Origin of the sequence: Streptomyces sp. P9-2B-2 (genome assembly GCF_030406865.1) — a bacterium.
Taxonomy (GTDB): domain Bacteria; phylum Actinomycetota; class Actinomycetes; order Streptomycetales; family Streptomycetaceae; genus Streptomyces; species Streptomyces platensis.
Genome location: NZ_CP129126.1, coordinates 5,178,834 through 5,201,253 on the forward strand (window position 1 = coordinate 5,178,834; position 22,420 = coordinate 5,201,253).

The following is a 22,420-nucleotide window of genomic DNA, read 5'->3' on the forward strand; positions in this document are numbered from 1 at the left end:
CCATCCGGCGGAGGGCGCACCCGTTCGAGCCAAGTGCGGCACGGGTAGGGGTGGGGCGTGGGCAGGGGGGTAAGAGGGCCGCGCGGACGATCTCCCGGCCCGCTGGCTGTTGCCCCGCCAGGCAGCGCTTAGCAGCAGGACGGGGTCTTGTCCATAGCCCCCGTGGGCGAGGACTGCCGGTACTCGAAGGTAGATTCGACGGCGGGGCAGTGTTGCCGGATCGCTCCGGCGGCTGCCCGGAATCCGACGAACAGTGGCGCCAGAGGTGCCGTGGACCAGTGGGAGTGATTCGCGTGGATCGTGTCGCGCTGCGTGGGCTGAAGGCCCGAGGTCACCACGGGGTGTTTCCCCGGGAGCGCGAGGAGGGCCAGACCTTCATCGTCGACGTGGTGCTCGGTCTGGACACCCGCCAGGCCGCGGCGAGCGACGATCTCGCGAAGACCGTGCACTACGGCGTCGTGGCCGAGGAGGTGGTGGCCGTCGTCCAGGGCGAGCCCGTCGACCTCATCGAGACCCTGGCTGAGCGCATCGCCGAGCAGTGCCTCAAGCACGAGGGCGTGCAGGAGGTGGAGGTGGTGGTGCACAAGCCCGACGCGCCGATCACCGTCCCCTTCGACGACGTGACCATCACCATCACTCGGAGCCGAGTATGAAGCCCACCCGCCACCCGATCACCACTCCGCACGGGGCCGCCGCCGGGCATCCCGGTATGGGTGACCCGACCGTGCAGCCGGTGCCCGCCTCCGTTGTGGAGCAGGTGGACGCCGCCGATGTGACGCTCTCCAACCCCAAACGCGCCGTGATCTCCCTCGGCAGCAATCTCGGCAACCGCCTGGAGACCCTCCAGGGCGCCGTCGACGCGCTGGAGGACACCCCCGGGCTGCGGGTCAAGGCGGTCTCCCCGGTCTACGAGACCGTGCCGTGGGGCGTGGACCCCGGCTCCCAGCCGTCGTACTTCAACGCCGTGGTGCTGATCAAGACGACGCTGCCGCCGTCCTCCCTCCTGGAGCGCGGGCAGGCGATCGAGGAGGCCTTCGAGCGGGTCCGCGACGAGCGCTGGGGCCCGCGCACCATCGACGTCGACATCCTGGCCTATCAGGACGTGGTCTCCGACGACCCGCGGCTGACGCTGCCGCACCCGCGCGCCCATGAGCGGGCGTTCGTGCTGGTGCCGTGGCACGACATCGACCCCGAGGCCGTGGTCCCCGGGCGCGGTGCGGTGTCCGAACTGCTGTCCGCGGTGGGCGCCGACGGCGTGGAACCGCGGGCGGACCTGGAACTGCGGCTGCCGGAGTAGTCGTTAAGGTTGCGGGTCGGCTCTCTGCGGGATGCATCCGTACGGACCCGACGAGGCGGCCAGGACGACAAGGACGGCCGTGACGGCAGGGAAGGTCATGACGGCGCGAGGGGCGATCGCTCGGTGAAGCAGCTACATATCAAGGTGCTGGTCGGGCTGTTTCTGGCGGCCGGGGTGCTGGCCTGGGGCGGCGCCCGGCTGTGGGATTCGTTCGGCACCCTGCCCAGCGTTCCGGTGGCCGCCCCGATCGTGCTGGGACTGATCGCCGCGGTGCTCGCCGCCACCGGGTTCTCGTTCCGCTCGCGGCTGCGCGCCCAGCGCGAGCGCCGGCCGGACGCCAAGGGCGTCGAGCCGCTGGTGGCCGCCCGTGCGGTGGTCTTCGGGCAGGCCAGCGCGCTGGTGGCGGCACTGGTCGCGGGGCTGTACGGCGGTGTCGGCGTCTTCCTGCTGACCGCCGGGCTCGATGTCGCGCCGCGCCGGGACCAGGCGATCTACGCCGGGCTGTCGGTGCTCGCCGGGGCTGCGGTGATCGCCGCGGCGATCTTCCTGGAGCGGGTGTGCAAGCTGCCCGACGACGACGGCAACGGGAACGGCGGGGTCGACGCGGCGGTGTGACGCCGGGCGGGGCCGGGGGCGCCCCGGATACCGCACGCGGGTGCAGACCCCGGCCCATCGCGAGCCGTATGAACCGGCCCTGGAGAAGGGTCAGGTCGATGTCCTTCCGGAATACGCCTCCACCCTCGCCGAATTCCGCAACGCGAAGAAGACGCTGTTCAGGTTGATCAGCAAGGTCGGTGGCGAACGACTCAAGTCCGCGGATGTCGCGCAGGCTTATGCGGAGTGCGGGAATCTGGTGAAGAAGTAACCAGCGTGAAACGGATCGGCGTGCGCGCCCCCATAGGTCCCGCACGCACGGTAAGTTTCTGGCCATGCCACGAGGACGCCACCGCCAATCACCACCCCTCCACCGGCTGCTTCCTCCCGCGACGGTCGCCGGTGCGTCACTCGCCTGCGCCGCGGGCGCGTGGTTTGTCGGCGACGATCTGGTGCAACGGGTGCTCGCCGCGGGCGCGGCCGCCGCCGCACTGACCGGCGCCGTCCTTCTGCGGACCTGGGACCGTACGGCCGGCCGGCAGGTCGCCGAACTCAACCGCGCCCGGGTGCGCGACGAGTGGCGTACCGAGGAGCGGATAGCCGAGCTCGAAACGGACGTCGAGGAATCCCGCGAGATCCGGGCCGGCCTGGAGGCCAAACTGCGCGCCAAGCGCGCGGAGTTGGCCCGGCTGCGCAGCGAACACGCCGATCTGCTCCGCCGATACGCCACCGCCGAGACCGAGCGGGCCAGCGCCCTGGAGGGCCGCCGGCTGCTCGCCATTGAGGCCGCCGCCCCCGCCAAGGCCCTGCCGGCCGTCGCCGGTCTCTCCCTGGCGCTGCACGCGTCCCCCAAGCTCGCGACCCCGCACCCCAGTTCCCCCCTGCGCTCGGACAAGGGCGACGGTCCCGCGCAGGGCGGAGCGCCGCGTACGGGGGCGGCCACCGTCCCGGCCCGGCGCGCGCCCGCCACGACCCCGGACCGCCCGGCCCCCGCCACCTTCGCGCAGGCCGACCAGGCGCTGCGCCGGCTGGCGCGCAACGCCGCCCGGCAGCGCGCCGCACAGAAGGCCGCGCAGCTGTCGAAGAACGGTGCCGGGGCAGCCCGCTCCGGACCGCCCGCCCCCCGTGACGGGGGCGGCCAGGACGGTGAGAAGGGCCGGGGGAAGACCTCGGCGGCAGCCGCACCGCGCACGGGCGAGGCCGGTCCCGCCCGTACGGCCACCGCCGCCGGACCCGCGCTCCGCCCGGTGCCGGCCACCGCCGCTGCCATCGCCCCGTCCCGCCCCGCCGCGTCCCGTGCGACGGGCGGCTTCGACTTCTTCGGCAACGCGACCGACGCAGGACCCCAGCAGCTGACCGCCCCGCTGGAGGAGGATCTGGCGGACGTCGTCGGCGAAGAGGCCCTCGCCGAACAGTCCGCCCGCACGCAGCCCGCGGAGCCCGCCGCGGCGGAGGACACGCAGACCGACGGGGCGACGACCACCGGCAGCGGCGAGGTCATCGACCTGACCGCCCACGACGAAACCGAACAACTCGACCTCGCCCCCCTGCGCACCGCCATCTCCTGACCCGACCACACAGGTCGACCGCACAGCGGCCCCGACGTCACCCGGCCCCGGAGCGTTCCGAAGCTCCGGGGCCGGACCGTTTTCCGGGGGCTGTCGCGTGGGGTGGCGGCGGCTCGCTGTCCACAGGGTGTGGATGGCCTGCGTGCGAGCGGGAAGACCGCGTGCTAGACCTTGCGGCGTTCCGGTGCGAACGGGGTGCCGCTCGCCAGTCCCCGCCACCCGATGGCGAGCGCCTCGCCCAGGAAGCTGACGCCGATGGCGAGTTGGACGGGGCGGGCGTACTCATGCATCCCCATTCTCGCCGCCAGCAGGCCGAAACCGGCCATGGCGAGCAGGGAGAGCAGGGCGACGAGGAAGGTACGGCCCGTATAGCGCTGCCACAGGACGCCGTCCCGGGCGGACAGTTGGACGGTGGCGCCCCGGAGCGCACCGAGCGCACCGCCGAGGAGGGCGCCGGCGGTGGTCCAGGTGATATCGGTGCCGGTCACGCCCTCGGTCCTGGCCAGGGTGAAGACGCCGATGGTGATGAGGACGGCCGGTGGTGCGAACAGCTCGCGGGCGTTGACCGCTTCGCCCCGTAGTCGCTTGATGATCACGGCGATGACGCCGACAAGGATGAGCGCGGTCAGCAGCCAGCCATTCATGGGTCCCCCTGGGTGTGTGGTGCGACGGGGCGGGCGTACGGGCACGCCGGCGCGGCGGCCGAGCGGCAGCATTATTTAGCTCACTCGTGCCAAAAAATAATTTAGCCCGGGCGTGCCACAATCGCAATATGCCGAAGATCGTCGATCCCGGGGCCCGCCGCCGGGCCGTTGCCGAGGCCGTGCTCCGCGTGGTGCAGCGGGAAGGGGTGGAGGGCGCGTCGCTCCGCAACGTCGCCGAGGAGGCGGGGCTGGCCGTCGGATCGGTCCGCCACTACTTCGCCGGCCACGACGAAGTGCTGATCTTCGCGATGACGGAGCTGAGTGCCCGTATCGAGGGCCGTGTGCGGATCCATGCGGAGCGGTTGCTCGACCCCGGGGCGGCCGGCGAACACCGGGCCCGTGCGGAGGAGTTGCTCAGCGAATTCCTGCCGCTGGACGAGGAGCGGCGGGAGGAGGCCATGCTCTGGCAGGCGTTCACGACCGCGGCCCGTACGCGGCCCGTCCTGCGGCCGCATGCGGTCGAGCTGGAAGCCGGTATGCGGGACCTGGTGAAGCGGGTGCTGCGCGGCGCTCAGGAGGCGGGCAGCCTGTTGGACGACCTGGATCCGGAACTGGAGACGCTACGGCTCTCAGCCCTGCTCGACGGCCTCACGCTCCAGGCGACGCTGGAACCGGAACGCATCACACCGGAAACCCTCCGGAACGTCCTGCGCCGCCATCTGCGGACCCTCCGCAAGGAGGCATAGCGAGCGCGCCGCCCGCCTACTTGTCGATATCCCCGACCACGAAGAACAGCGAGCCGAGGATGGCGACCATGTCGGCGACCAGGGTGCCGGGGAGGAGTTCCACCAGGGCCTGGATGTTGTTGAAGGACGCCGAGCGCAGCTTGAGGCGGTAGGGGGTCTTGTCGCCCTTGGAGACGAGGTAGTAGCCGTTGATGCCGAGGGGGTTCTCGGTCCAGGCGTAGGTCGCGCCCTCGGGGGCCTTGAGGACCTTGGGGAGCCGCTGGTTGACGGGGCCCGGCGGCAGCTCCGCGATGCGGTCCAGGCAGGCGTCGGCCAGGTCGAGCGCATTGTGGCTCTGCGCCAGCAGGCACTCGAAGCGGGCCAGGCAGTCGCCCTCCTGGCGGGTGACGACCTCAAGGGTGGACCCGAGCTCCCCGTATGCCAGATACGGCTCGTCGCGCCGCAGGTCGAAGTCGACTCCGGAGGCGCGGGCGATCGGCCCGGACACCCCGTACGCATGCACGGTCTCCGGCGCGAGTACACCGACGCCGCGGGTACGGCCGCGGAAGATCTCGTTGCCAAGAACCAGGTTGTCGTAGACGTCCATCCGGGAGCGCACATCGGCCACCGCCTCCCGGACCCGGCCGAGCCAGCCGGCCGGCAGGTCCTCCTTGAGGCCGCCGACGCGGTTGAACATGTAGTGCATCCGGCCGCCGGAGATCTCCTCCATGACGGTCTGGAGTTCCTCCCGCTCGCGGAAGGCGTGGAAGACGGGGGTGATGCCGCCCAGCTCCAGAGGGTACGAGCCGAGGAACATCAGATGGTTCAGCACGCGGTTCAGTTCGGCGAGCAGGGTCCGCGTCCAGACGGCACGCTCGGGCACCTCCATGCCCAGCATCCGCTCGACGGCCATCACCACGCCCAGCTCGTTGGAGAACGCCGACAGCCAGTCGTGCCGGTTGGCGAGCATGATGATCTGGCGGTAGTCGCGCGCCTCGAAGAGCTTCTCGGCGCCGCGGTGCATATAGCCGATCACCGGCTCGGCGTGCTGGATGCGCTCGCCGTCCAGGACGAGGCGCAGCCGCAGCACGCCATGCGTCGAGGGATGCTGCGGGCCGATGTTCAGCACCATGTCGGTGCTCTCCGCCGCGCCGCCGATGCCGACCGTCGTCTCCGTCATGGGAACAGTCTTGCAGGACGCCCGCCGGGCGGAAGCCATGGCCCTCAGGCGTCCCACCCCTTGAGCAGCCCCGCGCATTCCCCGCCCACCGGCTCCATGAGCCAGCCGAAACCGCCCAGGCCCGCCGGGTCCGTCAGCTCCGCCGCCGCGCCGGCCGCGCTGAGGGCCCGTACGTACCCGGACGGGTCGGTGGCGGCCAGGGTGAGCGGCGGGCGGCGGCCGGCCACCCCCAGGGCGTGCAGCGCCGCGCGCTGGGTCAGCCGCTCCGCCGACGGCCCGGCGCAGGCGTCCAGCGCCACATGTGCCGTGATGTCGCAGCTGCCGTCCGGTACGGGCGGCACCTCGCGGCCGTCGCGGAAACCGGTGAGGGTGCCGAACAGCGGGCGGTCGCCCCGTTCGTGCGCGTAGTCGGCGGCGACGGCCAGTCCGGCGCGCAGCGTACGGACGGCCCGTGCCCAGGCCTCGTCCCTGGGGCGGCCGATCTCGGCGCGCAGCCCGGGGGAGCCGCCACCGGCGGCGTCGGCAGTGAGGGGCGGTGCCCACCAGCGGCGGAGCCAGTCCGCGTCCGCGCCGTCCACCGGCTCGCCCAGCCGCTCCGTGCCGTCGGCGCGGACGAGCACCCGGCGCGGCACACCGTCCTCATCCGTCTCGACGACCTCGACCGGCACATTGTCGAGCCATTCGTTCGCGAACAGCAGCCCGGTGACCGCACCCGGCGCGGGCAGCTCGCCCCGCCAGTCGATCCGCGGATCGAGCCCCCGGGGGCGCGCGGCGCGCTCGACGGCGTACGGGCGCACCCGCGCGGACACGTCCGCGGGCAGCGCGGCCAGCACGCCCGTGAGCAGCTCGCCGCGCCCCGCGCCCACGTCGACCAGCGCCAGCTCGTCCGGCCGGCCGAGCGCGGTGTCGACGCGGCACAGGAGCGTGGCGACGGCGCCCGCGTAGAGCGGCGAGGCATGTACGGAGGTGCGGAAGTGGCCGGCCGGGCCGGGGCCGCCGGGCCGGGTGTAGAAGCCGTCGTCCGGGCCGTACAGCGCCCGCTCCGTGGCCTCGCGCCACCCGCACCACTCGTTCGTCATCTGCCCCACGGTACGGGCGGGCCCCGGCCGGACGGGCGGCACGAGGTGCCGCCCGTCCAGCGGTCCGCCACATTTGATGCAGAGGGCCTCCACCTTGGGGAGTAGGCACGGCGCCCAGGATCGCTCGCTCGGTTGACTCGTACACGTATCCAGAGTGCCTACGCTGGGTTACGTGCAGCGCCTCTATGACTTCCTCCGCAGGCACCCGACAGGGGTGGACACCTTCTGGGCCGTCCTCCTCTTCGGGTTCACCAGCCTGTGGGTCGTGTTCCAGCTCTCCGGCGGCCAGCGGCCCGTCGCCGCGATCTTCACGATCGGCCTGTGCCTGGTCGTCGCGCTGCGCCGCAAGGCCCCGGTGAAGATGCTGCTGCTGACGGCCGCCATCGGCGTCGGCCAACTGGCCTTCGGCATCGAGGCCAACCTCGGCGACGCCGCGATGTTCGTGATCACCTACACCGTCGCGTCCGGGCCCACGGTCCCCCGCTGGGCCTCCCGCTGTGCGCTCGTCGGCGCCATATTCGGCCCCGCGCTCTCCTTCTGGCGCTTCGGGGATTCCGTCGGCGGCCAGCGGGTGGGGGCGAACTTGTTCGTCACCGTGCTGCTCACCGTGCCCTTCGTGCTGGCCTGGGTGCTCGGCGACTCGATGCGCACCCGCCGCGCCTACTGGGCCCAGCTGGAGGAGCGGGCCGCCCGCCTGGAGAAGGAGCGCGAGGCACAGGCCCGGATCGCGGTCGCGGCCGAGCGCGCCCGTATCGCCCGCGAACTGCACGATGTCGTCGCCCACAACGTCTCGGTGATGGTCGTCCAGGCCGACGGCGCCGCCTATGTGCTCGACGCCGCCCCCGAACAGACCCGGAAGGCCCTGGAGACGATCTCCGGCACGGGCCGCCAGGCGCTGGCCGAAATGCGCCGCCTGCTGGGTGTCCTCCGCACCGGCGAACAGCCCGAGAGCGGCGAATACGTTCCCCAGCCGGGCGTCGAGCAGCTCACCGACCTCATCGACCAGGTGCGCAGCGCGGGACTGCCGGTCGACTTCCGGCGGGAGGGCGAACCCCGTGAGGTGCCCAGCAGCGTCGAACTGACCGTGTACCGCATCGTCCAGGAAGCGCTCACCAACACCCGCAAACACGGCGGCCCCGATGTCGGCGCGACCGTCCGGCTCTCCTACCGGGACGACGATCTCGATCTGCTCGTCGAGGACGACGGACGCGGCGCGCAGCGCGAGCTCTACGAGGAGGGCGGGTCGGACGGCCTCGGCCACGGCCTCATCGGGATGCGCGAGCGGGTCGGCATGGTCGGCGGCACCCTGGCCGCGGGGCCCCGGCCGGGCGGCGGCTTCCGGGTCAGCGCCGTGCTCCCGCTGAAATCGGGCCGGTGAGGATGCCAACCGGGGCGGCCGGGACGGCGTCCTTGGGTGCGGACCACCGGCACACCCGCCACCCGCATCCACCCCGTACGCTCAGCCCCACTCCTGTCCGAAGGGACCCTTGCACATGACCATCCGCGTGATGCTCGTCGACGACCAGGTGCTGCTCCGCACCGGTTTCCGGATGGTGCTGGCCGCACAGCCGGACATGGAGGTCGTCGCGGAGGCGGGCAACGGTGTGGAGGCCCTGGAGGTGCTGCGCGGCGTCCAGGCCGACGTGATCCTCATGGACGTCCGTATGCCGCATCTGGACGGGGTCGAGGCCACCCGCCGGATCTGTGAGGGCGGGCAGAAGAAGGACGCCCCGAAGGTGCTCATCCTGACCACCTTCGACCTCGACGAGTACGCCTTCTCCGCGCTGAAGGCCGGGGCCAGCGGCTTCATGCTCAAGGACGTGCCGCCGAGCGAACTGCTCGCCGCGATCCGGGCGGTGGAGAGCGGCGACGCGGTCGTCGCCCCGTCCACCACCCGCCGGCTCCTCGACCGCTTCACGCCGATGCTGCCCGCCACCTCCGGCGAACCCTCCCGCCCCGAACTGGACCGGCTGACGGACCGCGAGCGGGAGGTCCTGCTGCTGGTCGCCCAGGGCCTGTCGAACGGCGAGATCGCGGCCCGCCTGGTGCTCTCCGAGGCCACGGTCAAGACCCACGTCGGCCGCATCCTCACCAAGCTGAGCCTCCGCGACCGGGTCCAGGCGGTGGTACTGGCCTATGAGACGGGACTGGTGCGGGCGGGGGGCTCGGGGGCTTAGGGGCTGCCTGTTGGGGGCTGACGCTGGGTGGGCGTGGGGCGTGGGGCGCGGGGCGTGGGGCGGCTGGGAGCGGTCGGGGCTCGGTGGTCGTGGGTTCGGCGGTGCGGGGCTGGCGGTACTGGCCCGGCGGGTAGTGGGCGGCCGGGCGTGTCCCGGGAGCCGGGGCCGTCGGGTGGCTGGCAACCGGCGGGCCGGGAGCGGCAGGCCGGGAGCGGTACCAGTTGGGCGTGGCCCCGGGGCCGGAGCCGTTAGGCCCCTGCCCTCAGCGGAGCACGCCCTCAAGGAAGTCGCTGCCCAGGCGGGCCACCACCTGGAGGTCCAGCTGGTGGAGTACGTAGCGCCCGCGGCGCCGGGTCTGGATCAGGCCGGCCTTCTTCAGCGTCGCGATATGCCGGGACACCTCCGGCGGGGTGATGCCGAACGCTTCCGCCAGCTCCCCCGTCGAATGCGGCCCCCGCGACAGCGTCCGGCACAGCTGCATCCGCATCGGGTGGCCCAGCGCCTCCAGCCGCTGCTGGACGAGTTCCAGCGCGGCCGGCGCCGGCAACTCCGGGCTCGCGACGGGGTACTGGAGCACCGGCCGCCAGCCCTGGGCATGGGCGAACACCAGATGCGGCCAGCCGAACGACGTCGGCAGGAAGGTGACGCCCGGATCCGAGGGGTCCGCGAACGCCGTCGTACGCCCCTGGGCCAGCTTGTCGAGGACGATGCGGGTGCTGCCGCTGCCGCTGCCGCTGCCGCTGTGGTCCTGCGTGTCCTCCAGCCACAACGCCCGTGAGGTCGCGGACAGTGTCTCGGCCAGACCCTTGCGGCGCAGCAACTCGGTCTTGTGCCGGGCATCGGCCGCCAGCTGGATGCTCACCCGCCGCCAGATGTCCCCGAAGAACGCCTCCTCGCAGTCCTCGAACAGCCGGCGCAGCCACACCCGCAGGCCGTCGGGGTCGGTGAGCATCCGGTCGGTGAAGGCCGCCTGCCGGGGGCCGCGCGCGGCGGCCATCTCCCGTATGCGTGCCCGCTCGCCCGCGTCGACCAGGGGTGACGGGGTGAGGCGGGTGTAGCGGGGCGAGCAGGTGATCTCGAACGCGGCGGCCACGAACCGCTCGTCGTCGATCTTGTCCAGCTCGTCCAGGTCCTCGGCCAGCGTCGCCCCGGGGCGGGCCGGCAGCAGGATGTCGGAACGGGAGGACCGCCACAGGATGTCCGCCTCGCACAGCCGGTCGGCGAGGTCGGTCTTCAGCGCCGCGTTGGTGGCGGTGACCCAGCCGTGCAGCCCGGGGTGGTGTCCCGGCTCGGACAGCGCATGCAGCGCGGCGCCCAGCTCCGCCAAGGGGGACGGGGTGAAGACGACCCGCTCCGGCGGCAGTCCGGTGATGTCGATGACGTTGGCCATGCGCACATCATGCGCGAGGCTCCCACCTGCGCGGACGCCAATTGACGGCTCTCGTCAATCGACGTGCCCCGAGCGGCCGGACCGCCGCACAGTGAAGGACATGAACGCCGGTCAGCAGCACCTCCTCGACCTCTACCGCGCCGCCCAGCGAGGCGAAGCCGCGCCCCCCGCCCCGGGCACCCACACCGTCCGCACCGCCCGCGAGATCCAGCAGTGGCACCACTTCCGAGCCGTCGTCACGGCCCCCGCCGACCGCCTGCCGTCCCGCATCCGCCGCGCCGTACGCTCAGCCGCCACGGCCCTGCTCCGCCGCGATGCCGACGCCACCGGACCCCGGGACGGCGCACCCGCCCGCGTCGCCTCCTGACGCCCACCTCCCCCTTGCCACGCCCACCCGCCTCAGCTCCTGACGCCCACCTCACCCCTAGCCGCGCCGCCCACCCGCCTCAGCTCTCACCACGTCCCTCCGCCGCACTCCCTCCCGCACGCCGCACGAAGTCCACGAACTCCCCGGTCGCCGACCGGATTTCCTCCTCCGTCCAGTCCAGGGCGGCGGCGCCGACGGTGAGTTCCGTCATCGCCACCCCGGGTGGGCCGCCCGGGCCCGGCTCGGCCCAGTCCCTGAACAGCGCTGTGCCGGTTTGCTCCGCCTGGTGCACGACGGCCTCGTTGAGCAGCTCGGGCGGGTGTGGCAGCCACACCTGGAACTGGTGGGTGTGCGGCACCCCAGGGTGCACGCGGAACCACGGCACACCGGCCTCGGCCAGGCCCTCGCCGAGCGCGCGGGCCACCACCTTGGCGTGAGCCACGTACTCGGGCAGCCGCGGCAGCTCACGGTCCAGCCCGGCCAGGGCGGCCAGCGCGGCCGGCCACTGCTGGAACAGCCGGCCGCCGTACCGGTGCCGCCAGGCCCGCGCCTCGTCGGCAAAGTCCTCGGTGCCCGCGAGCGCGGCCCCCGATATGCCGCCCAGCGACTTGTAGAAGGAGACATACACGCTGTCCGCGAGGGCCGCGATCTCCGGGAGCGGGCGGCCGAAGTGCGGACCGCACTCCCACAGGCGCGCGCCGTCGAAGTGCACCACCGCCTCACGGTCCCGCGCGGCCTCCACCGTCGCGGTCAGCTCGTCCCACGTCGGCAGCACGAAGCCGGCGTCCCGCAGCGGGAGTTCGAGGGCGAGGGCCCCGAATGGCTCCGGCAGGTCGTAGATCTCCGCGGCGGTCGGTGGCCGCGGCGCGTGGGTCGGATGCACCATGCGCAGCCCGCTGACCACCGACCAGGCATCGCCCTCGTGCACCTCCATGTGCGAGAGCGGATGGCCGGCGACCGTCGTATTGCCCGTACGCCCCGCCCAGCAGCGCAGCGCCACCTGCTGGGCCATCGTGCCGGTCGGGAAGAAGACGGCGGCCTCGGTGCCCAGGGCGTCGGCGGTCCGGCGCTCCAGCTCGCCGATGATGCCGTCGTCGTTGCCGTAGAAGTCCGTCCAGTCGTCCAGGTCGTAGGCGGCCGGGGCCTCGGCCACCAGGCGGTCCAGCCGCTCGCGGACCGTCTCCCGGGCGCCGGCCGGCAGCACCCGCCGCGCGCCGCGGAACGCCGCACGCATCCGCTCCCGCCCCACGCGAGCGCCACCGGCCCCGGCCGAGGCGCCGCCTGCCGCAGCGCCCCCGGGCGCACCGCCCCCCCCGCCCCCCGAGCCCCCCCCCCAGCCCCCCCCCACCACCCCGCTCGAAGCGCCGCCCGCCACCCTGCTCGAAGCGCCGCCCGCCACCCCGCTCGAAGCGTCACCCGGCGTGCCGCCCGGCGCCCCGCCCGAAGCCCTCCGCGAGCCCTCCTCCGTGCCGCGTCCGCCTGCTTCCCTCATCCGCCTCACACCCCCCGGTCCTGCCGCGCCCCGCGCCCTTCGCGTGCCGTCGCATCGATGGTCGCCCAGCCCCGCGCGGCCCCGCGACCCCTGTGGATAACTCCCGGGAGAGACCCCGGTCTCACCTTCCGTACAGCTCTGAAAGTCACCGGAAACACTCGCGTAGCATGGCGAGGAATCGTCCGGTACCCCCCGCGGACTGGAACGGAAGGCCATCGCCGCGTGAATGCACTCCCACCCCTCGAGGCCCAGGATCGCCCTGCCCGGCTGACCATCGGGGTCGTCGGTGCGGGCCGTGTCGGGCCCGCCCTGGCCGCTGCGCTCCAGCTCGCAGGCCATCGCCCGGTTGCCGTGTCGGGCGTGTCCGACACCTCCGTACGCCGCGCCGCCGAGCTGCTGCCCGACGTTCCGCTGGTCCCCCCGGCCGAGGTCCTCGCCCGCGCCGACCTGGTGCTGCTGACCGTCCCCGACGACGCCCTGGCCGGCCTGGTGAGCGGCCTCGCCGAGACCGGTGCCGTACGGCCCGGCCAGCTGCTGGTGCACACCTCGGGGCGGTACGGAACGGCGGTCCTGGACCCGGCCACCCGCGCCGGCGCCCTGCCGCTCGCCCTGCACCCGGCCATGACGTTCACCGGCACCTCCGTGGACGTGCAGCGGCTGGCCGGCTGCTCGTTCGGTGTGACCTCGCCCGACGAGCTGCGGATGGCCGCCGAGGCGCTGGTCATCGAGATGGGCGGGGAGCCCGAGTGGATCGCGGAATCCGCCCGTCCGCTCTACCACGCGGCGCTGGCCATCGGCGCGAATCACCTGGTCACGCTCGTCGCCCAGTCGATGGAACTGCTCCACGAGGCCGGGGTGCAGGCCCCGGACCGGATGCTGGGACCGCTGCTCGGCGCCGCCCTGGACAACGCGCTCCGGTCCGGTGACGCGGCGCTGACCGGCCCGGTCGCCCGGGGCGACGCCGGCACCGTCGCCGCCCATATCGCCGAGCTGCGCCGGCACGCACCGCAGAGCGTCGCCGGGTACCTCGCCATGGCCCGTACGACCGCGGACCGGGCGCTGGACCACGGACTGCTGAAGCCGGAGCTGGCCGAGGACCTGCTCGAAGTGCTCGCCGACTCCGGCGACGGCCCCGGCACCACCCCGGACGCCCCCGACGCCTCCGGCCCGGACCCCGACGCCCCCGGCCACGGCCCTGAGGAAGGCGACCGATGACCGCCTCGCCCCTGAGCCCGCCGCCCGAACCGGGCCCCCACCCGGACGCCACTCCGGCACCGCACATGTCCGTGTACCAGGAGCCCGTCGACCAGGAGCCGGACCAGCCCATGGACGAGAGCCGCCCCACCCCGCCGGCCCGCACCCGGCCCGTACAGCTCCTCCACACCGCCGCCGCCCTCCGTGAACAGCCCAGGGGCACCGGCGCCCGCGCCGTCGTCATGACCATGGGCGCGCTCCACGAGGGCCACGCCACCCTGATCCGCGCCGCCCGCCGCCGGGTCGGCCCGCAGGGCCAGGTCGTCGTCACGGTCTTCGTCAATCCGCTCCAGTTCGGGGCGGGCGAGGACCTGGACCGCTATCCGCGCACCCTGGACGCCGATACGGAGCTGGCGGCCGCCGCCGGCGCGGACGTCGTCTTCGCCCCGTCCGCCGACGAGGTCTACCCGGGCGGCGAACCGCAGATCCGGGTCGCCGCGGGCCCCATGGGCACCCTCCTGGAAGGCGCCAGCCGCCCCGGGCACTTCGACGGGGTGCTGACCGTCGTCGCCAAACTGCTGCATCTGACCGCGCCGGACCTCGCCTTCTTCGGGCAGAAGGACGCCCAGCAGCTCGCCGTCATCACCCGGATGGCCGCCGACCTCAATTTCCCCGTCGAGATCATCGGCGTCCCCACGGTGCGCGAGGAGGACGGCCTCGCCCTCTCCAGCCGCAACCGCTACCTCTCCCTCCCGGAGCGGCGTACCGCGCTCGCGCTGTCCGCCGCGCTGTTCGCGGCCCGCGACCGGCTCGCCGCCGAAGAGGCGCTGCGTGCCCGCGCCGCCTCCACGGGCCACGCGGCCCAGGACCGGGCCGCGGCGCTGGCCGCCCTCGGCGAGGACCGGGCCGCCGCCGACGCGCACGCCGTCGCCTACGCCGCCGCGGGACCCCCGCACGGCCCCTCCGTGGCCCGCGCCGCCGCCCAGGCCGTCCTGGACGACGCCGCCCGGCTCGAACCGCCGCTCACCCTCGACTACCTGGCGCTGGTCGACCCGTCCGACTTCACCGAGATCCCGGACAGCTACGAGGGCGAGGCGATCCTCGCGGTCGCGGCCAAGGTCGGCACCACAAGGCTCATCGACAACATCCGTCTCGTCTTCGGAGCCGGGCGCTCCGGCCCGGCGCCCGCCCACCAGGACGGCACCCGCACGGCCGCCGCCCCTTCCGACGCCCCCGCCACACCTCCCTCCACCACCCCCCAAGGCCCCCTCGGAGCGACGCGATGACCGCCACCGGAACAGGCACCGGCCCCGGCCCCGCAGCAGGCACCGGTATACGCCTGGCCGCCCCCGCCCCCGGCTGGTCCATCGCGGCGGATGTCGTCGTGGTGGGCTCCGGGGTGGCCGGACTGACCGCCGCGCTGCGCTGCGCCGCGGCCGGCCGCCGGACCGTCGTCGTCACCAAGGCCCGTCTGGACGACGGCTCCACGCGCTGGGCACAGGGCGGGATCGCGGCCGCGCTCGGCGACGGCGACACCCCGGAGCAGCATCTGGCCGACACCCTCGTCGCGGGCGCCGGACTGTGCGACGAGGCCGCCGTACGCACCCTGGTCACCGAAGGCCCGGACGCCGTCCACCGGCTGATCGGCACCGGCGCCCGCTTCGACACCGCACCGGGCAGCGACGAGATAGCGCTCGCCCGTGAGGGCGGCCACCACCGCCGTCGTATCGCGCACGCCGGCGGTGACGCCACCGGGGCCGAGATCTCCCGCGCGCTCGTCGAGGCGGTCCGCGCCGCCGGGCTGCGCACCATTGAGAACGCGCTCGTCCTCGACCTGCTCACGGACGCCGAGGGCCGTACGGCCGGTGTCACCCTGCACGTCATGGGGGAGGGCCAGCACGACGGGGTCGGGGCCGTACACGCCCCGGCGGTGGTGCTCGCCACCGGGGGCATGGGGCAGGTGTTCTCCGCGACCACCAACCCGGCGGTCTCCACCGGGGACGGGGTGGCCCTGGCGCTGCGTGCCGGCGCCGAGGTCTCCGACCTGGAATTCGTCCAATTCCACCCCACCGTCCTGTATTTGGGTCCGGAAGCGGAAGGCCAGCAGCCGCTGATCTCCGAGGCCGTACGGGGCGAGGGCGCCCACCTCGTCGACGCCGACGGCACCCGCTTCATGGTCGGCCGGCATGAACTCGCCGAGCTGGCCCCGCGCGACATCGTCGCCAAGGAGATCATGCGCCGGGCGCACGAACAGGGCGTCGAGCACATGTATTTGGACGGCCGGCACTTCGGCGCCCAGATGTGGGAGACCCGTTTCCCGACCATCCTCGCCGCCTGTCGCAGCCATGGCATCGACCCGGTCACCGAGCCGATACCGGTCGCCCCGGCCGCGCACTACGCCTCCGGCGGCGTCCGCACCGATCTGCGCGGGCGCACCACCGTCCCCGGTCTCTACGCCTGCGGCGAGGTCGCCTGCACCGGCGTGCACGGCGCCAACCGGCTGGCCTCCAACTCCCTCCTGGAGGGCCTGGTGTTCGCGGAGCGGATCGCCGCGGACATCGCCGCGACCCCCGTCCCGCAGGCAGCGGCGAGCGGCGCGGACGGCGCACCGGCGGACGGCGCGCGCCCCGCGCCCGAGCCCGCCGTGTCCGCGCCCCGCACCACCCTTCCGCTGCTCGCCCCGGAGACCCGTACGGCCGTGCAGCGGATCATGACCGCCGGTGCCGGTGTGCTGCGCAGCGCGGAGAGCCTCGCCCGTGCGGCCGCCGAACTGGACCGTCTCCACCGGGAGGCGACCGTGGCGGCCGGCCCCACGGTCGGCGGCGAACCGGCCGGTGCGGCCGCCACCGGGAGCGCCGCCGGCTTCGCCGACCGCAAGACCCCCGAGCCCGGGGTGGAAGCCTGGGAGGCCACCAACCTCCTGTGCGTGGCCCGGGTGCTGGTCGCCGCGGCGCAGCGCCGGGCGGAGACCCGCGGCTGTCATTGGCGCGAGGACCACCCGGACCGGGACGATGTCTCCTGGCGCCGCCATTTCCGCATCACCCTGGGTGCGGACCGCGCGCTGACCCTGCATACGACGGAGACCGCCGAGTTCCCGCCGACGGCCACCTCGTAGCCACCGCTCCCACCGCCTGCCAAGACAGACCGCACCGCACACCCCACCTCCCCGAATACGGAGCCCACCCCGTGAGCAGCACCCCCGACGACCTCCCCCTCCTCCAGATCGGCGGGCCCACCGGCGGCGCCTCCGCCGGTGGCTGCGGCGATGCCTGTGGCTGCGGTGGCGACGACGGCTCGTTCGAGCTCGACCCGCTGAGCTGCGGTCTCGACCCCGACCTGGCCGCGCTCCTGGTGGCCGCCGGTCTCGACCCCGTCCAGGTCGAGGACATCGCCCATCTCGCCCTCGAGGAGGACCTCGACCAGGGCGTGGACGTGACGACCGTGGCGACCGTCCCCGAGGACGCCGTCGCCACCGGCGACTTCACCGCCCGCGAGGCCGGTACGGTCGCCGGTCTGCGGATCGCCGAGGCGGTGCTGTCCCTCGTGTGCACCGAGGAGTTCGCGGTCGAGCGGCACGTCGAGGACGGCGACCGGGTCGCGGCCGGCACCAAGCTGCTGAGCGTCACCACCCGCACCCGCGACCTGCTCACCGCCGAGCGCAGCGCCCTCAACCTGCTGTGCCGGCTCTCCGGTATCGCGACCGCGACCCGGGCCTGGGCGGACGTCCTCGAAGGCACCAAGGCCAAGGTCCGCGACACCCGTAAGACGACGCCGGGGCTGCGCGCCCTGGAGAAGTTCGCGGTGCGCTGCGGTGGCGGCGTCAACCACCGGATGTCGCTGTCCGACGCGGCGCTGATCAAGGACAACCACGTGGTCGCGGCGGGCGGCGTCGCCGAGGCGTTCACGGCCGTACGGACCGAGTTCCCCGGGGTGCCGATCGAGGTGGAGGTCGACCGGCTCGACCAGATCCCGCCGATCCTCGCCGAGGGCGCCGACCTGATCCTGCTGGACAACTTCACCCCCGAGCAGACCCGGGAGGCCGTGGCCCTGGTCGCCGGCCGGGCGATGCTGGAGTCGTCGGGCCGGCTGACCCTCGACAACGCCCGCGCCTACGCCGAGACCGGCGTCGACTACCTCGCGGTGGGCTCGCTCACCCACTCCTCCCCGATCCTCGACATCGGCCTCGACCTGCGCGAGGACGAGGACGACCGGGGCGCAGCCGACGATGTGCGTGAGGACCGCTGACCGCCATGCTCCTGACCATCGACGTAGGAAACACCCATACGGTCCTCGGCCTGTTCGACGGCGAAGAGATCGTCGAGCACTGGCGGATCTCCACCGACGCCCGGCGCACCGCCGATGAGCTCGCCGTCCTCCTCCAGGGCCTGATGGGCATGCACCCGCTGCTCGGCGACGACCTGGGCGACGGCATCGAGGGCATCTCCATCTGCTCGACGGTGCCCTCCGTCCTGCACGAGCTGCGCGAGGTCACCCGCCGCTACTACGGCGACGTACCCGCCGTCCTGGTGGAGCCGGGCGTCAAGACGGGCGTGCCGATCCTCATGGACAACCCCAAGGAGGTCGGCGCCGACCGGATCATCAACGCCCTGGCGGCCGTCGAGCTCTACGGCGGTCCCGCGGTGGTCGTCGACTTCGGTACGGCCACCACCTTCGACGCGGTCAGCGCGCGCGGCGAGTACGTCGGCGGCGTGATCGCCCCGGGCATCGAGATCTCCGTGGACGCGCTGGGCGTCAAGGGCGCCCAGCTCCGCAAGATCGAACTGGCCCGGCCGCGCAGCGTCATCGGCAAGAACACCGTGGAGGCCATGCAGTCCGGCATCCTCTACGGGTTCGCCGGCCAGGTCGACGGCGTGGTCCAGCGCATGGCGCGGGAGCTGGCCGACGACCCGGACGACGTGACCGTGATCGCGACCGGCGGGCTGGCGCCGATGGTGCTCGGTGAGTCGTCGGAGATCGACGAGCACGAGCCGTGGCTCACCCTGATCGGCCTGCGGCTGGTCTACGAGCGGAATATCGCCCGCTCCTAAGGGAACGCCGCTCGCTCCCGAGGGAACACCACCCACTCCTGGCGGAACGCCGCCCGGTCCGCGGACGGCATTCCCGCGCCGGATGATCGGTGGTGCGGCTCGCGGCCGCGCCACCGTTCACGAATTAAGCGGCTTTTGTCGGAATTGGTCGTAAAGTCGCCACATGCCAATGCCAAACGGAACCCGCGGCGGCATGGCGTTCAGCGCCGATGAGTTGCGTGTGCTCCGTCGCGCCCTCGCCCATGCCCTGCAGACGACGTCCCCGTCCGCCCCGCTCGGCGCCCTCGGGCCCGACTGGTCCCAGGACATCCAGGAATACCTCCGGCTGGCCGAGGCGGTCGACGAGGCGGTCCGCGAAGGCGGCCGGCTGCGCGCCTTCCTCCTCGCCGACCTCGCCCGCTACCGCGAGGCCCTGCCCGGCTCGGCCACCGGCTATCTCGCGCAGCTCAAGGAGGCGCTGGCAGTGGGCCATGTCCCCGGCCCCGACGATCTCGCCGCACTTCGCTCACTGCCGCGCTCCGGCGCAAAGGCCGAGTGTGAGCGCCGCAGCGCCCTGCTGCGCCACTGCGAGCAGCTCGCCGAACATTCCGTACGGACCCGGCTGCGCGCGCTGCCAGGCGGGCGCTCGGTCACCCGCGGCGGGCGGGAGCCGGAGCCCGAGCGGGAGCCGAAGCCGGAGCGCAAACCGGAGCCCGCGCCGGCACCGCGGCCCAAGCGCCCGCAGCGGGACCGCCCCATCCCCACGCCGGGCGAGGTCTTCCCGCCCCGCCGCAAGCCCGCCCCGCCCCCCGAGAGCCGCACCGCCTGAGCGCTGCGTACTCTGGAATCTCACGCCCCAAAGGAGGCCGAACGCCATGGATTACGTCGCAGCGCTGCTCCCGCCCGTAGTGATGGCCGTGGCCTTCACCGCCCTGATCGTGACGATCATCAAGAGCCAGGGCGGCGAGAACAAGGCCAAGGAGGACGCCGCGGTGGACGCTGCCCTGGCGCGCGCCGAATCCGCCGGTCAGGAGCCCACCGCGCACGGCGCCTGAGCCGCCCGCCGCCTTTTCGGCGGCCCGCGCGCACCGTACGACCCGGGATTGACCGTCCCGGGTCGTACATCCTTTTTCCGGCCCAAACGCAACGAGATCAACGGGCATTCGCGACATCTCCCACTATTGTTCTTGTGTGCCGAGACGCTTGGGTGATCTGGAAGACGCGGTCATGACGCGGGTCTGGGAGTGGAACCGCCCGGTCACCGTTCGCGAAGTCCTGGAAGATCTGCAGAAGGAACGGTCCATCGCCTACACCACGGTCATGACCGTATTGGACAACCTTCACCAGAAGGGCTGGGTGCGCCGCGAAGCAGAAGGCCGCGCCTATCGATATGAGGCGGTCTCCACACGCGCCGCCTACGCGGCCGCACTCATGAACGAGGCATGGTCCGCCAGCGACAACCCCGCGGCCGCTCTGGTCGCCTTCTTCGGCATGATGTCGCCGGAACAGCGACATGCCCTGCGCGACGCCGTACGGATGGTCCAAGTCGACGAACCGGCGGAAGACGCGGAACAACCGGCACAAGAGACGGAAGAGAGCACGCCGGCGGAAGAACCCGCGGCAGAAGCGGCACCGCAACCGGCAGCGGAAGCCGGGCCCGCCGAAGGGGATGAACCCGGGGCGAGTGCCACCGGCAAGGGGCGATAGCGTCCCGGCATGCCCCCGCATTCAAAAGGCCTCACCGTCCGCCGGGCCAGGACCAGCGATGTACCGGCCGTACGCCGCCTCATCGACTCCTACTCACGCGACGGGATCCTGCTCGACAAAGCCACCGTCACGCTTTACGAGGACATCCAGGAGTTCTGGGTGGCCGAGCGCGACGAAGACGCCGAGGTCGTCGGCTGCGGAGCACTCCATGTGATGTGGGAAGACCTGGCGGAGGTCCGCACCCTGGCCGTGGATCCGCGGCTGAAGGGCTCCGGAGTCGGCCACCAAGTCCTCGACAAGCTGGTGCGCACCGCGAGCTGGCTCGGAGTGCGGCGCATTTTCTGTCTCACCTTCGAAGTCGACTTCTTCACCAAGCACGGCTTCGTAGAGATCGGCGAAGCTCCGGTAGACGGTGATGTCTACAGTGAGCTGCTGCGTTCCTATGACGAGGGCGTTGCGGAGTTCCTGGGCCTCGAACGAGTGAAGCCCAACACCCTGGGTAACAGCCGGATGCTTCTGCACCTGTGATGGGTGTTCTATGTCCGAATCGCTCCCCTATCTCATGGGTACGGAAGCATGCGTTCCCCGCTGTGTGGGCAAGTGAACCCTACCCAAGGGTTTGTGTTTTTCCCGGAAAAGCGGTTTGCTTTCCGTCGTAATCCGCATTCGATGAAAGGGAAACCGGTGGCACAGAAGGTTCAGGTTCTTCTTGTCGACGACCTCAACGGTGGCGAGGCGGACGAGACGGTGACGTTCGCTCTCGACGGCAAGTCCTACGAGATCGACCTCTCCGACAGCAACGCCCAGAAGCTGCGCGACTCCCTCGCCGACTTCGTGAAGGCGGGTCGCCGTACCGGTGGCCGCGCTTCTTCGGGTCGCGGCAAGTCGCGTGGTGCGGCCTCCGGTGGCAGCCAGGACACCGCGAAGATCCGCGCCTGGGCCAAGGAGAACGGCTACAACGTCAATGACCGTGGCCGTGTCCCCGCCGACATTCGCGAGGCATTCGAGAAGGCCAACGGCTGATCGCTGTACGCGCGGTCCGATTGGGTATTACCAGCACGCATCAACCGGGCACGGTGGCACTCCGTCGCCGCCGCGCTCACGAGTCGTACGAGGTCGGGGACGCCCCTGTCGTCCCCGTTTCCCGCCCCGAACCCCGTGGTGGGCAGGGAATTCTCCGCTTCGTACCCGGGCCGGGGAGGTCGCACCCATCGCGCGGCCTCCCGGGAACCGAATCCGTATGACGGTGCTGCGCCAGTGGGGAACGCCGGCGCGGGCATCCGGTCTCCGGTCCCACGCGCCGTGAGATCCGGGACAAGCGCACCCCACTCCAGCCATTCCAGGATTCCCGGGAGTTCCTCGGCGCCGCCGGCCGCGATGAGCATGAGCAATTTCGGCCGATCACCGAGGTGATTCCCGTCGCATCCGGCCCGAACGAGCGCCACCGGGCCGGTGTGCGGCAATCGCCGGAGTACGGCACTTCCCGCCCCGGCCGGCATCTCCAGCACATCGAAGCGCCGCCCCGTGAGCAGCTCCACCGGCTCCGTTCCGGTGGTCGGCCAGCCCAGCTCTTCCTCGTACCACCGGAGAACGGCGGCGAGGGGGCTGCGGGGGCGCGGAAGCACGCGGGCCATGCCCGGTGCAACTCCCGAAAACCCAGGAAGTTACGCTGGGTAGAGCCATGGATACGCACCGTCGCGGCAGTAGGGGCGCGGAGCGGTACTCGACGGCGTGCGGATGTTCGCCCGTAGCGGATGGAAGCGGCCCGCGCCGCATGGAGTGTCAGTGGCAGCGGGTAAGACAGTCTCAGTGGGAAGAGACGGTGTGACCGGCGCCCGAGGCGCTCCGCCCCGGCCGATGACCGACGGCGGACGGCGTGTCGGTGACGGGCGCGTTCGCCACGGGCGTAGTGGCAGAGGGCGTATATGCCTGGCCTGCGGGAACATCGTCTCGCACCATCGAGTTGGAGCAGATGTCAG

The 22,420-nt window shown here is 72.6% G+C and carries 24 protein-coding genes and 1 pseudogene; 19 read left to right on the plus strand and 6 right to left on the minus strand.

Translation table 11 applies throughout. The annotated features are described in order from the left end of the window. Positions 1 to 293 precede the first annotated feature (293 nt). The 5 genes and pseudogenes from folB (at position 294) to QT196_RS22725 (ending at position 3,459) form a co-directional block, all read left to right on the plus strand. Positions 294 to 653, plus strand: a complete 360-nt coding sequence (folB, locus tag QT196_RS22705; protein WP_042150312.1) for a dihydroneopterin aldolase — start codon at positions 294 to 296, stop codon at positions 651 to 653. 56 nt (positions 654 to 709) lie between these two features. Then, positions 710 to 1,297 carry a 2-amino-4-hydroxy-6-hydroxymethyldihydropteridine diphosphokinase gene (gene folK / locus QT196_RS22710; protein ID WP_168483907.1) on the plus strand — a complete coding sequence of 196 codons (588 nt, stop codon included), beginning with the start codon at positions 710 to 712 and terminating at the stop codon, positions 1,295 to 1,297. Positions 1,298 to 1,420: 123 nt separating this feature from the next. Further along, positions 1,421 to 1,912 carry a DUF3180 domain-containing protein gene (locus tag QT196_RS22715; protein ID WP_168480771.1) on the plus strand — a complete coding sequence of 164 codons (492 nt, stop codon included), beginning with the start codon at positions 1,421 to 1,423 and terminating at the stop codon, positions 1,910 to 1,912. 25 nt (positions 1,913 to 1,937) lie between these two features. Continuing rightward, positions 1,938 to 2,060: pseudogene (locus QT196_RS22720) on the plus strand (amino acid ABC transporter substrate-binding protein); the annotation flags it as partial. A gap of 166 nt (positions 2,061 to 2,226) precedes the next feature. After that, positions 2,227 to 3,459 carry a hypothetical protein gene (locus QT196_RS22725; protein WP_290355557.1) on the plus strand — a complete coding sequence of 411 codons (1,233 nt, stop codon included), beginning with the start codon at positions 2,227 to 2,229 and terminating at the stop codon, positions 3,457 to 3,459. 164 nt (positions 3,460 to 3,623) lie between these two features. Here QT196_RS22725 and QT196_RS22730 read toward each other — a convergent pair whose 3' ends face one another. Further along, positions 3,624 to 4,103 carry a DUF1453 domain-containing protein gene (locus QT196_RS22730; protein WP_290355558.1) on the minus strand — a complete coding sequence of 160 codons (480 nt, stop codon included), beginning with the start codon at positions 4,101 to 4,103 and terminating at the stop codon, positions 3,624 to 3,626. 128 nt (positions 4,104 to 4,231) lie between these two features. Between QT196_RS22730 and QT196_RS22735 the strand changes: the two genes are divergently transcribed. Then, the gene (locus QT196_RS22735; protein ID WP_290355559.1) at positions 4,232 to 4,849 is read left to right on the plus strand and encodes a TetR family transcriptional regulator C-terminal domain-containing protein; all 618 of its coding nucleotides are present in this window, start codon (positions 4,232 to 4,234) and stop codon (positions 4,847 to 4,849) included. Between the two features lie 16 nt (positions 4,850 to 4,865). Here QT196_RS22735 and QT196_RS22740 read toward each other — a convergent pair whose 3' ends face one another. Together QT196_RS22740 and QT196_RS22745 are read right to left on the minus strand one after the other, a co-directional pair. Further along, positions 4,866 to 6,008, minus strand: coding sequence for an NADH-quinone oxidoreductase subunit D (locus tag QT196_RS22740; RefSeq protein ID WP_168480774.1), 1,143 nt, complete (start codon positions 6,006 to 6,008; stop codon positions 4,866 to 4,868). Between the two features lie 44 nt (positions 6,009 to 6,052). Next, positions 6,053 to 7,087, minus strand: coding sequence for an SAM-dependent methyltransferase (locus QT196_RS22745; protein ID WP_290355560.1), 1,035 nt, complete (start codon positions 7,085 to 7,087; stop codon positions 6,053 to 6,055). Positions 7,088 to 7,259: 172 nt separating this feature from the next. Here QT196_RS22745 and QT196_RS22750 point away from each other — a divergent pair, with 172 nt between their 5' ends. Beyond that, complete coding sequence (locus QT196_RS22750) at positions 7,260 to 8,465, plus strand: histidine kinase (RefSeq protein WP_266737782.1); 1,206 nt, start codon at positions 7,260 to 7,262, stop codon at positions 8,463 to 8,465. A 115-nt stretch (positions 8,466 to 8,580) separates the two neighbouring features. After that, positions 8,581 to 9,264, plus strand: coding sequence for a response regulator transcription factor (locus QT196_RS22755; RefSeq protein ID WP_290355561.1), 684 nt, complete (start codon positions 8,581 to 8,583; stop codon positions 9,262 to 9,264). Positions 9,265 to 9,526: 262 nt separating this feature from the next. Here QT196_RS22755 and QT196_RS22760 read toward each other — a convergent pair whose 3' ends face one another. Further along, entirely contained in the window at positions 9,527 to 10,654 is a 1,128-nt protein-coding gene (locus QT196_RS22760; RefSeq protein WP_266737780.1) for a DUF5937 family protein, read from the minus strand. 100 nt (positions 10,655 to 10,754) lie between these two features. Here QT196_RS22760 and QT196_RS22765 point away from each other — a divergent pair, with 100 nt between their 5' ends. After that, positions 10,755 to 11,021: a hypothetical protein gene (locus QT196_RS22765; protein ID WP_266737778.1), complete on the plus strand. Its 267-nt coding sequence runs from the start codon at positions 10,755 to 10,757 to the stop codon at positions 11,019 to 11,021. Between the two features lie 79 nt (positions 11,022 to 11,100). On the opposite strand, the gene QT196_RS22770 is transcribed toward QT196_RS22765, so the two are convergent. Then, positions 11,101 to 12,255 carry a beta-eliminating lyase-related protein gene (locus tag QT196_RS22770; RefSeq protein ID WP_266737775.1) on the minus strand — a complete coding sequence of 385 codons (1,155 nt, stop codon included), beginning with the start codon at positions 12,253 to 12,255 and terminating at the stop codon, positions 11,101 to 11,103. A gap of 480 nt (positions 12,256 to 12,735) precedes the next feature. On the opposite strand from QT196_RS22770, the gene QT196_RS22775 reads away from it, so the two are divergent. The 10 genes from QT196_RS22775 to QT196_RS22820 all read left to right on the plus strand — a co-directional run bounded on the left by QT196_RS22775 (position 12,736) and on the right by QT196_RS22820 (position 21,464). Then, positions 12,736 to 13,728 carry a DUF2520 domain-containing protein gene (locus QT196_RS22775; protein WP_168480780.1) on the plus strand — a complete coding sequence of 331 codons (993 nt, stop codon included), beginning with the start codon at positions 12,736 to 12,738 and terminating at the stop codon, positions 13,726 to 13,728. 110 nt (positions 13,729 to 13,838) lie between these two features. Continuing rightward, positions 13,839 to 14,993 (plus strand): pantoate--beta-alanine ligase, encoded by a 1,155-nt coding sequence (gene panC / locus QT196_RS22780; RefSeq protein WP_248001639.1) that lies wholly within the window; start codon positions 13,839 to 13,841, stop codon positions 14,991 to 14,993. Continuing rightward, complete coding sequence (locus tag QT196_RS22785) at positions 14,990 to 16,822, plus strand: L-aspartate oxidase (RefSeq protein WP_168480782.1); 1,833 nt, start codon at positions 14,990 to 14,992, stop codon at positions 16,820 to 16,822. The genes panC and QT196_RS22785 overlap by 4 nt, the downstream gene beginning before the upstream one ends. Before the next feature lie 71 nt (positions 16,823 to 16,893). Then, positions 16,894 to 17,952, plus strand: a complete 1,059-nt coding sequence (gene nadC, locus QT196_RS22790; RefSeq protein WP_168480783.1) for a carboxylating nicotinate-nucleotide diphosphorylase — start codon at positions 16,894 to 16,896, stop codon at positions 17,950 to 17,952. 5 nt (positions 17,953 to 17,957) lie between these two features. Next, positions 17,958 to 18,755 carry a type III pantothenate kinase gene (locus QT196_RS22795; RefSeq protein ID WP_042150267.1) on the plus strand — a complete coding sequence of 266 codons (798 nt, stop codon included), beginning with the start codon at positions 17,958 to 17,960 and terminating at the stop codon, positions 18,753 to 18,755. 193 nt (positions 18,756 to 18,948) lie between these two features. Continuing rightward, entirely contained in the window at positions 18,949 to 19,563 is a 615-nt protein-coding gene (locus QT196_RS22800) for a hypothetical protein (RefSeq protein WP_290356702.1), read from the plus strand. 46 nt (positions 19,564 to 19,609) lie between these two features. After that, positions 19,610 to 19,789, plus strand: a complete 180-nt coding sequence (locus QT196_RS22805) for a hypothetical protein (RefSeq protein ID WP_042150260.1) — start codon at positions 19,610 to 19,612, stop codon at positions 19,787 to 19,789. A gap of 136 nt (positions 19,790 to 19,925) precedes the next feature. Continuing rightward, on the plus strand, positions 19,926 to 20,441 hold the full coding sequence (locus QT196_RS22810) for a BlaI/MecI/CopY family transcriptional regulator (protein ID WP_266737769.1): 516 nt from the start codon (positions 19,926 to 19,928) through the stop codon (positions 20,439 to 20,441). 9 nt (positions 20,442 to 20,450) lie between these two features. Continuing rightward, positions 20,451 to 20,969, plus strand: coding sequence for an amino-acid N-acetyltransferase (locus QT196_RS22815; RefSeq protein WP_085923352.1), 519 nt, complete (start codon positions 20,451 to 20,453; stop codon positions 20,967 to 20,969). Between the two features lie 156 nt (positions 20,970 to 21,125). Next, complete coding sequence (locus QT196_RS22820) at positions 21,126 to 21,464, plus strand: Lsr2 family protein (protein WP_042150251.1); 339 nt, start codon at positions 21,126 to 21,128, stop codon at positions 21,462 to 21,464. On the opposite strand, the gene QT196_RS22825 is transcribed toward QT196_RS22820, so the two are convergent. Then, the gene (locus tag QT196_RS22825; protein ID WP_266737766.1) at positions 21,395 to 22,075 is read right to left on the minus strand and encodes an SCO3374 family protein; all 681 of its coding nucleotides are present in this window, start codon (positions 22,073 to 22,075) and stop codon (positions 21,395 to 21,397) included. The two genes, QT196_RS22820 and QT196_RS22825, sit on opposite strands and share 70 nt — an antisense overlap. Positions 22,076 to 22,420: the final 345 nt, after the last annotated feature.

Excerpts from the sequence above, each read along its gene's own strand:
- QT196_RS22785 (WP_168480782.1), top strand. The coding sequence starts at position 14,990 with ATGACCGCCACCGGAACAGGCACCGGCCCCGGCCCCGCAGCAGGCACC.
- panC (WP_248001639.1), top strand. The coding sequence starts at position 13,839 with ATGGACGAGAGCCGCCCCACCCCGCCGGCCCGCACCCGGCCCGTACAG.
- QT196_RS22825 (WP_266737766.1), bottom strand. The coding sequence starts at position 22,075 with ATGGCCCGCGTGCTTCCGCGCCCCCGCAGCCCCCTCGCCGCCGTTCTC.
- QT196_RS22735 (WP_290355559.1), top strand. The coding sequence starts at position 4,232 with ATGCCGAAGATCGTCGATCCCGGGGCCCGCCGCCGGGCCGTTGCCGAG.
- QT196_RS22730 (WP_290355558.1), bottom strand. The coding sequence starts at position 4,103 with ATGAATGGCTGGCTGCTGACCGCGCTCATCCTTGTCGGCGTCATCGCC.
- QT196_RS22760 (WP_266737780.1), bottom strand. The coding sequence starts at position 10,654 with ATGGCCAACGTCATCGACATCACCGGACTGCCGCCGGAGCGGGTCGTC.
- QT196_RS22795 (WP_042150267.1), top strand. The coding sequence starts at position 17,958 with ATGCTCCTGACCATCGACGTAGGAAACACCCATACGGTCCTCGGCCTG.
- QT196_RS22765 (WP_266737778.1), top strand. The coding sequence starts at position 10,755 with ATGAACGCCGGTCAGCAGCACCTCCTCGACCTCTACCGCGCCGCCCAG.
- QT196_RS22740 (WP_168480774.1), bottom strand. The coding sequence starts at position 6,008 with ATGACGGAGACGACGGTCGGCATCGGCGGCGCGGCGGAGAGCACCGAC.
- QT196_RS22805 (WP_042150260.1), top strand. The coding sequence starts at position 19,610 with ATGGATTACGTCGCAGCGCTGCTCCCGCCCGTAGTGATGGCCGTGGCC.
- QT196_RS22770 (WP_266737775.1), bottom strand. The coding sequence starts at position 12,255 with ATGCGTGCGGCGTTCCGCGGCGCGCGGCGGGTGCTGCCGGCCGGCGCC.
- QT196_RS22725 (WP_290355557.1), top strand. The coding sequence starts at position 2,227 with ATGCCACGAGGACGCCACCGCCAATCACCACCCCTCCACCGGCTGCTT.
- QT196_RS22745 (WP_290355560.1), bottom strand. The coding sequence starts at position 7,087 with ATGACGAACGAGTGGTGCGGGTGGCGCGAGGCCACGGAGCGGGCGCTG.
- QT196_RS22800 (WP_290356702.1), top strand. The coding sequence starts at position 18,949 with ATGGCGTTCAGCGCCGATGAGTTGCGTGTGCTCCGTCGCGCCCTCGCC.
- QT196_RS22815 (WP_085923352.1), top strand. The coding sequence starts at position 20,451 with ATGCCCCCGCATTCAAAAGGCCTCACCGTCCGCCGGGCCAGGACCAGC.
- folK (WP_168483907.1), top strand. The coding sequence starts at position 710 with ATGGGTGACCCGACCGTGCAGCCGGTGCCCGCCTCCGTTGTGGAGCAG.
- QT196_RS22755 (WP_290355561.1), top strand. The coding sequence starts at position 8,581 with ATGACCATCCGCGTGATGCTCGTCGACGACCAGGTGCTGCTCCGCACC.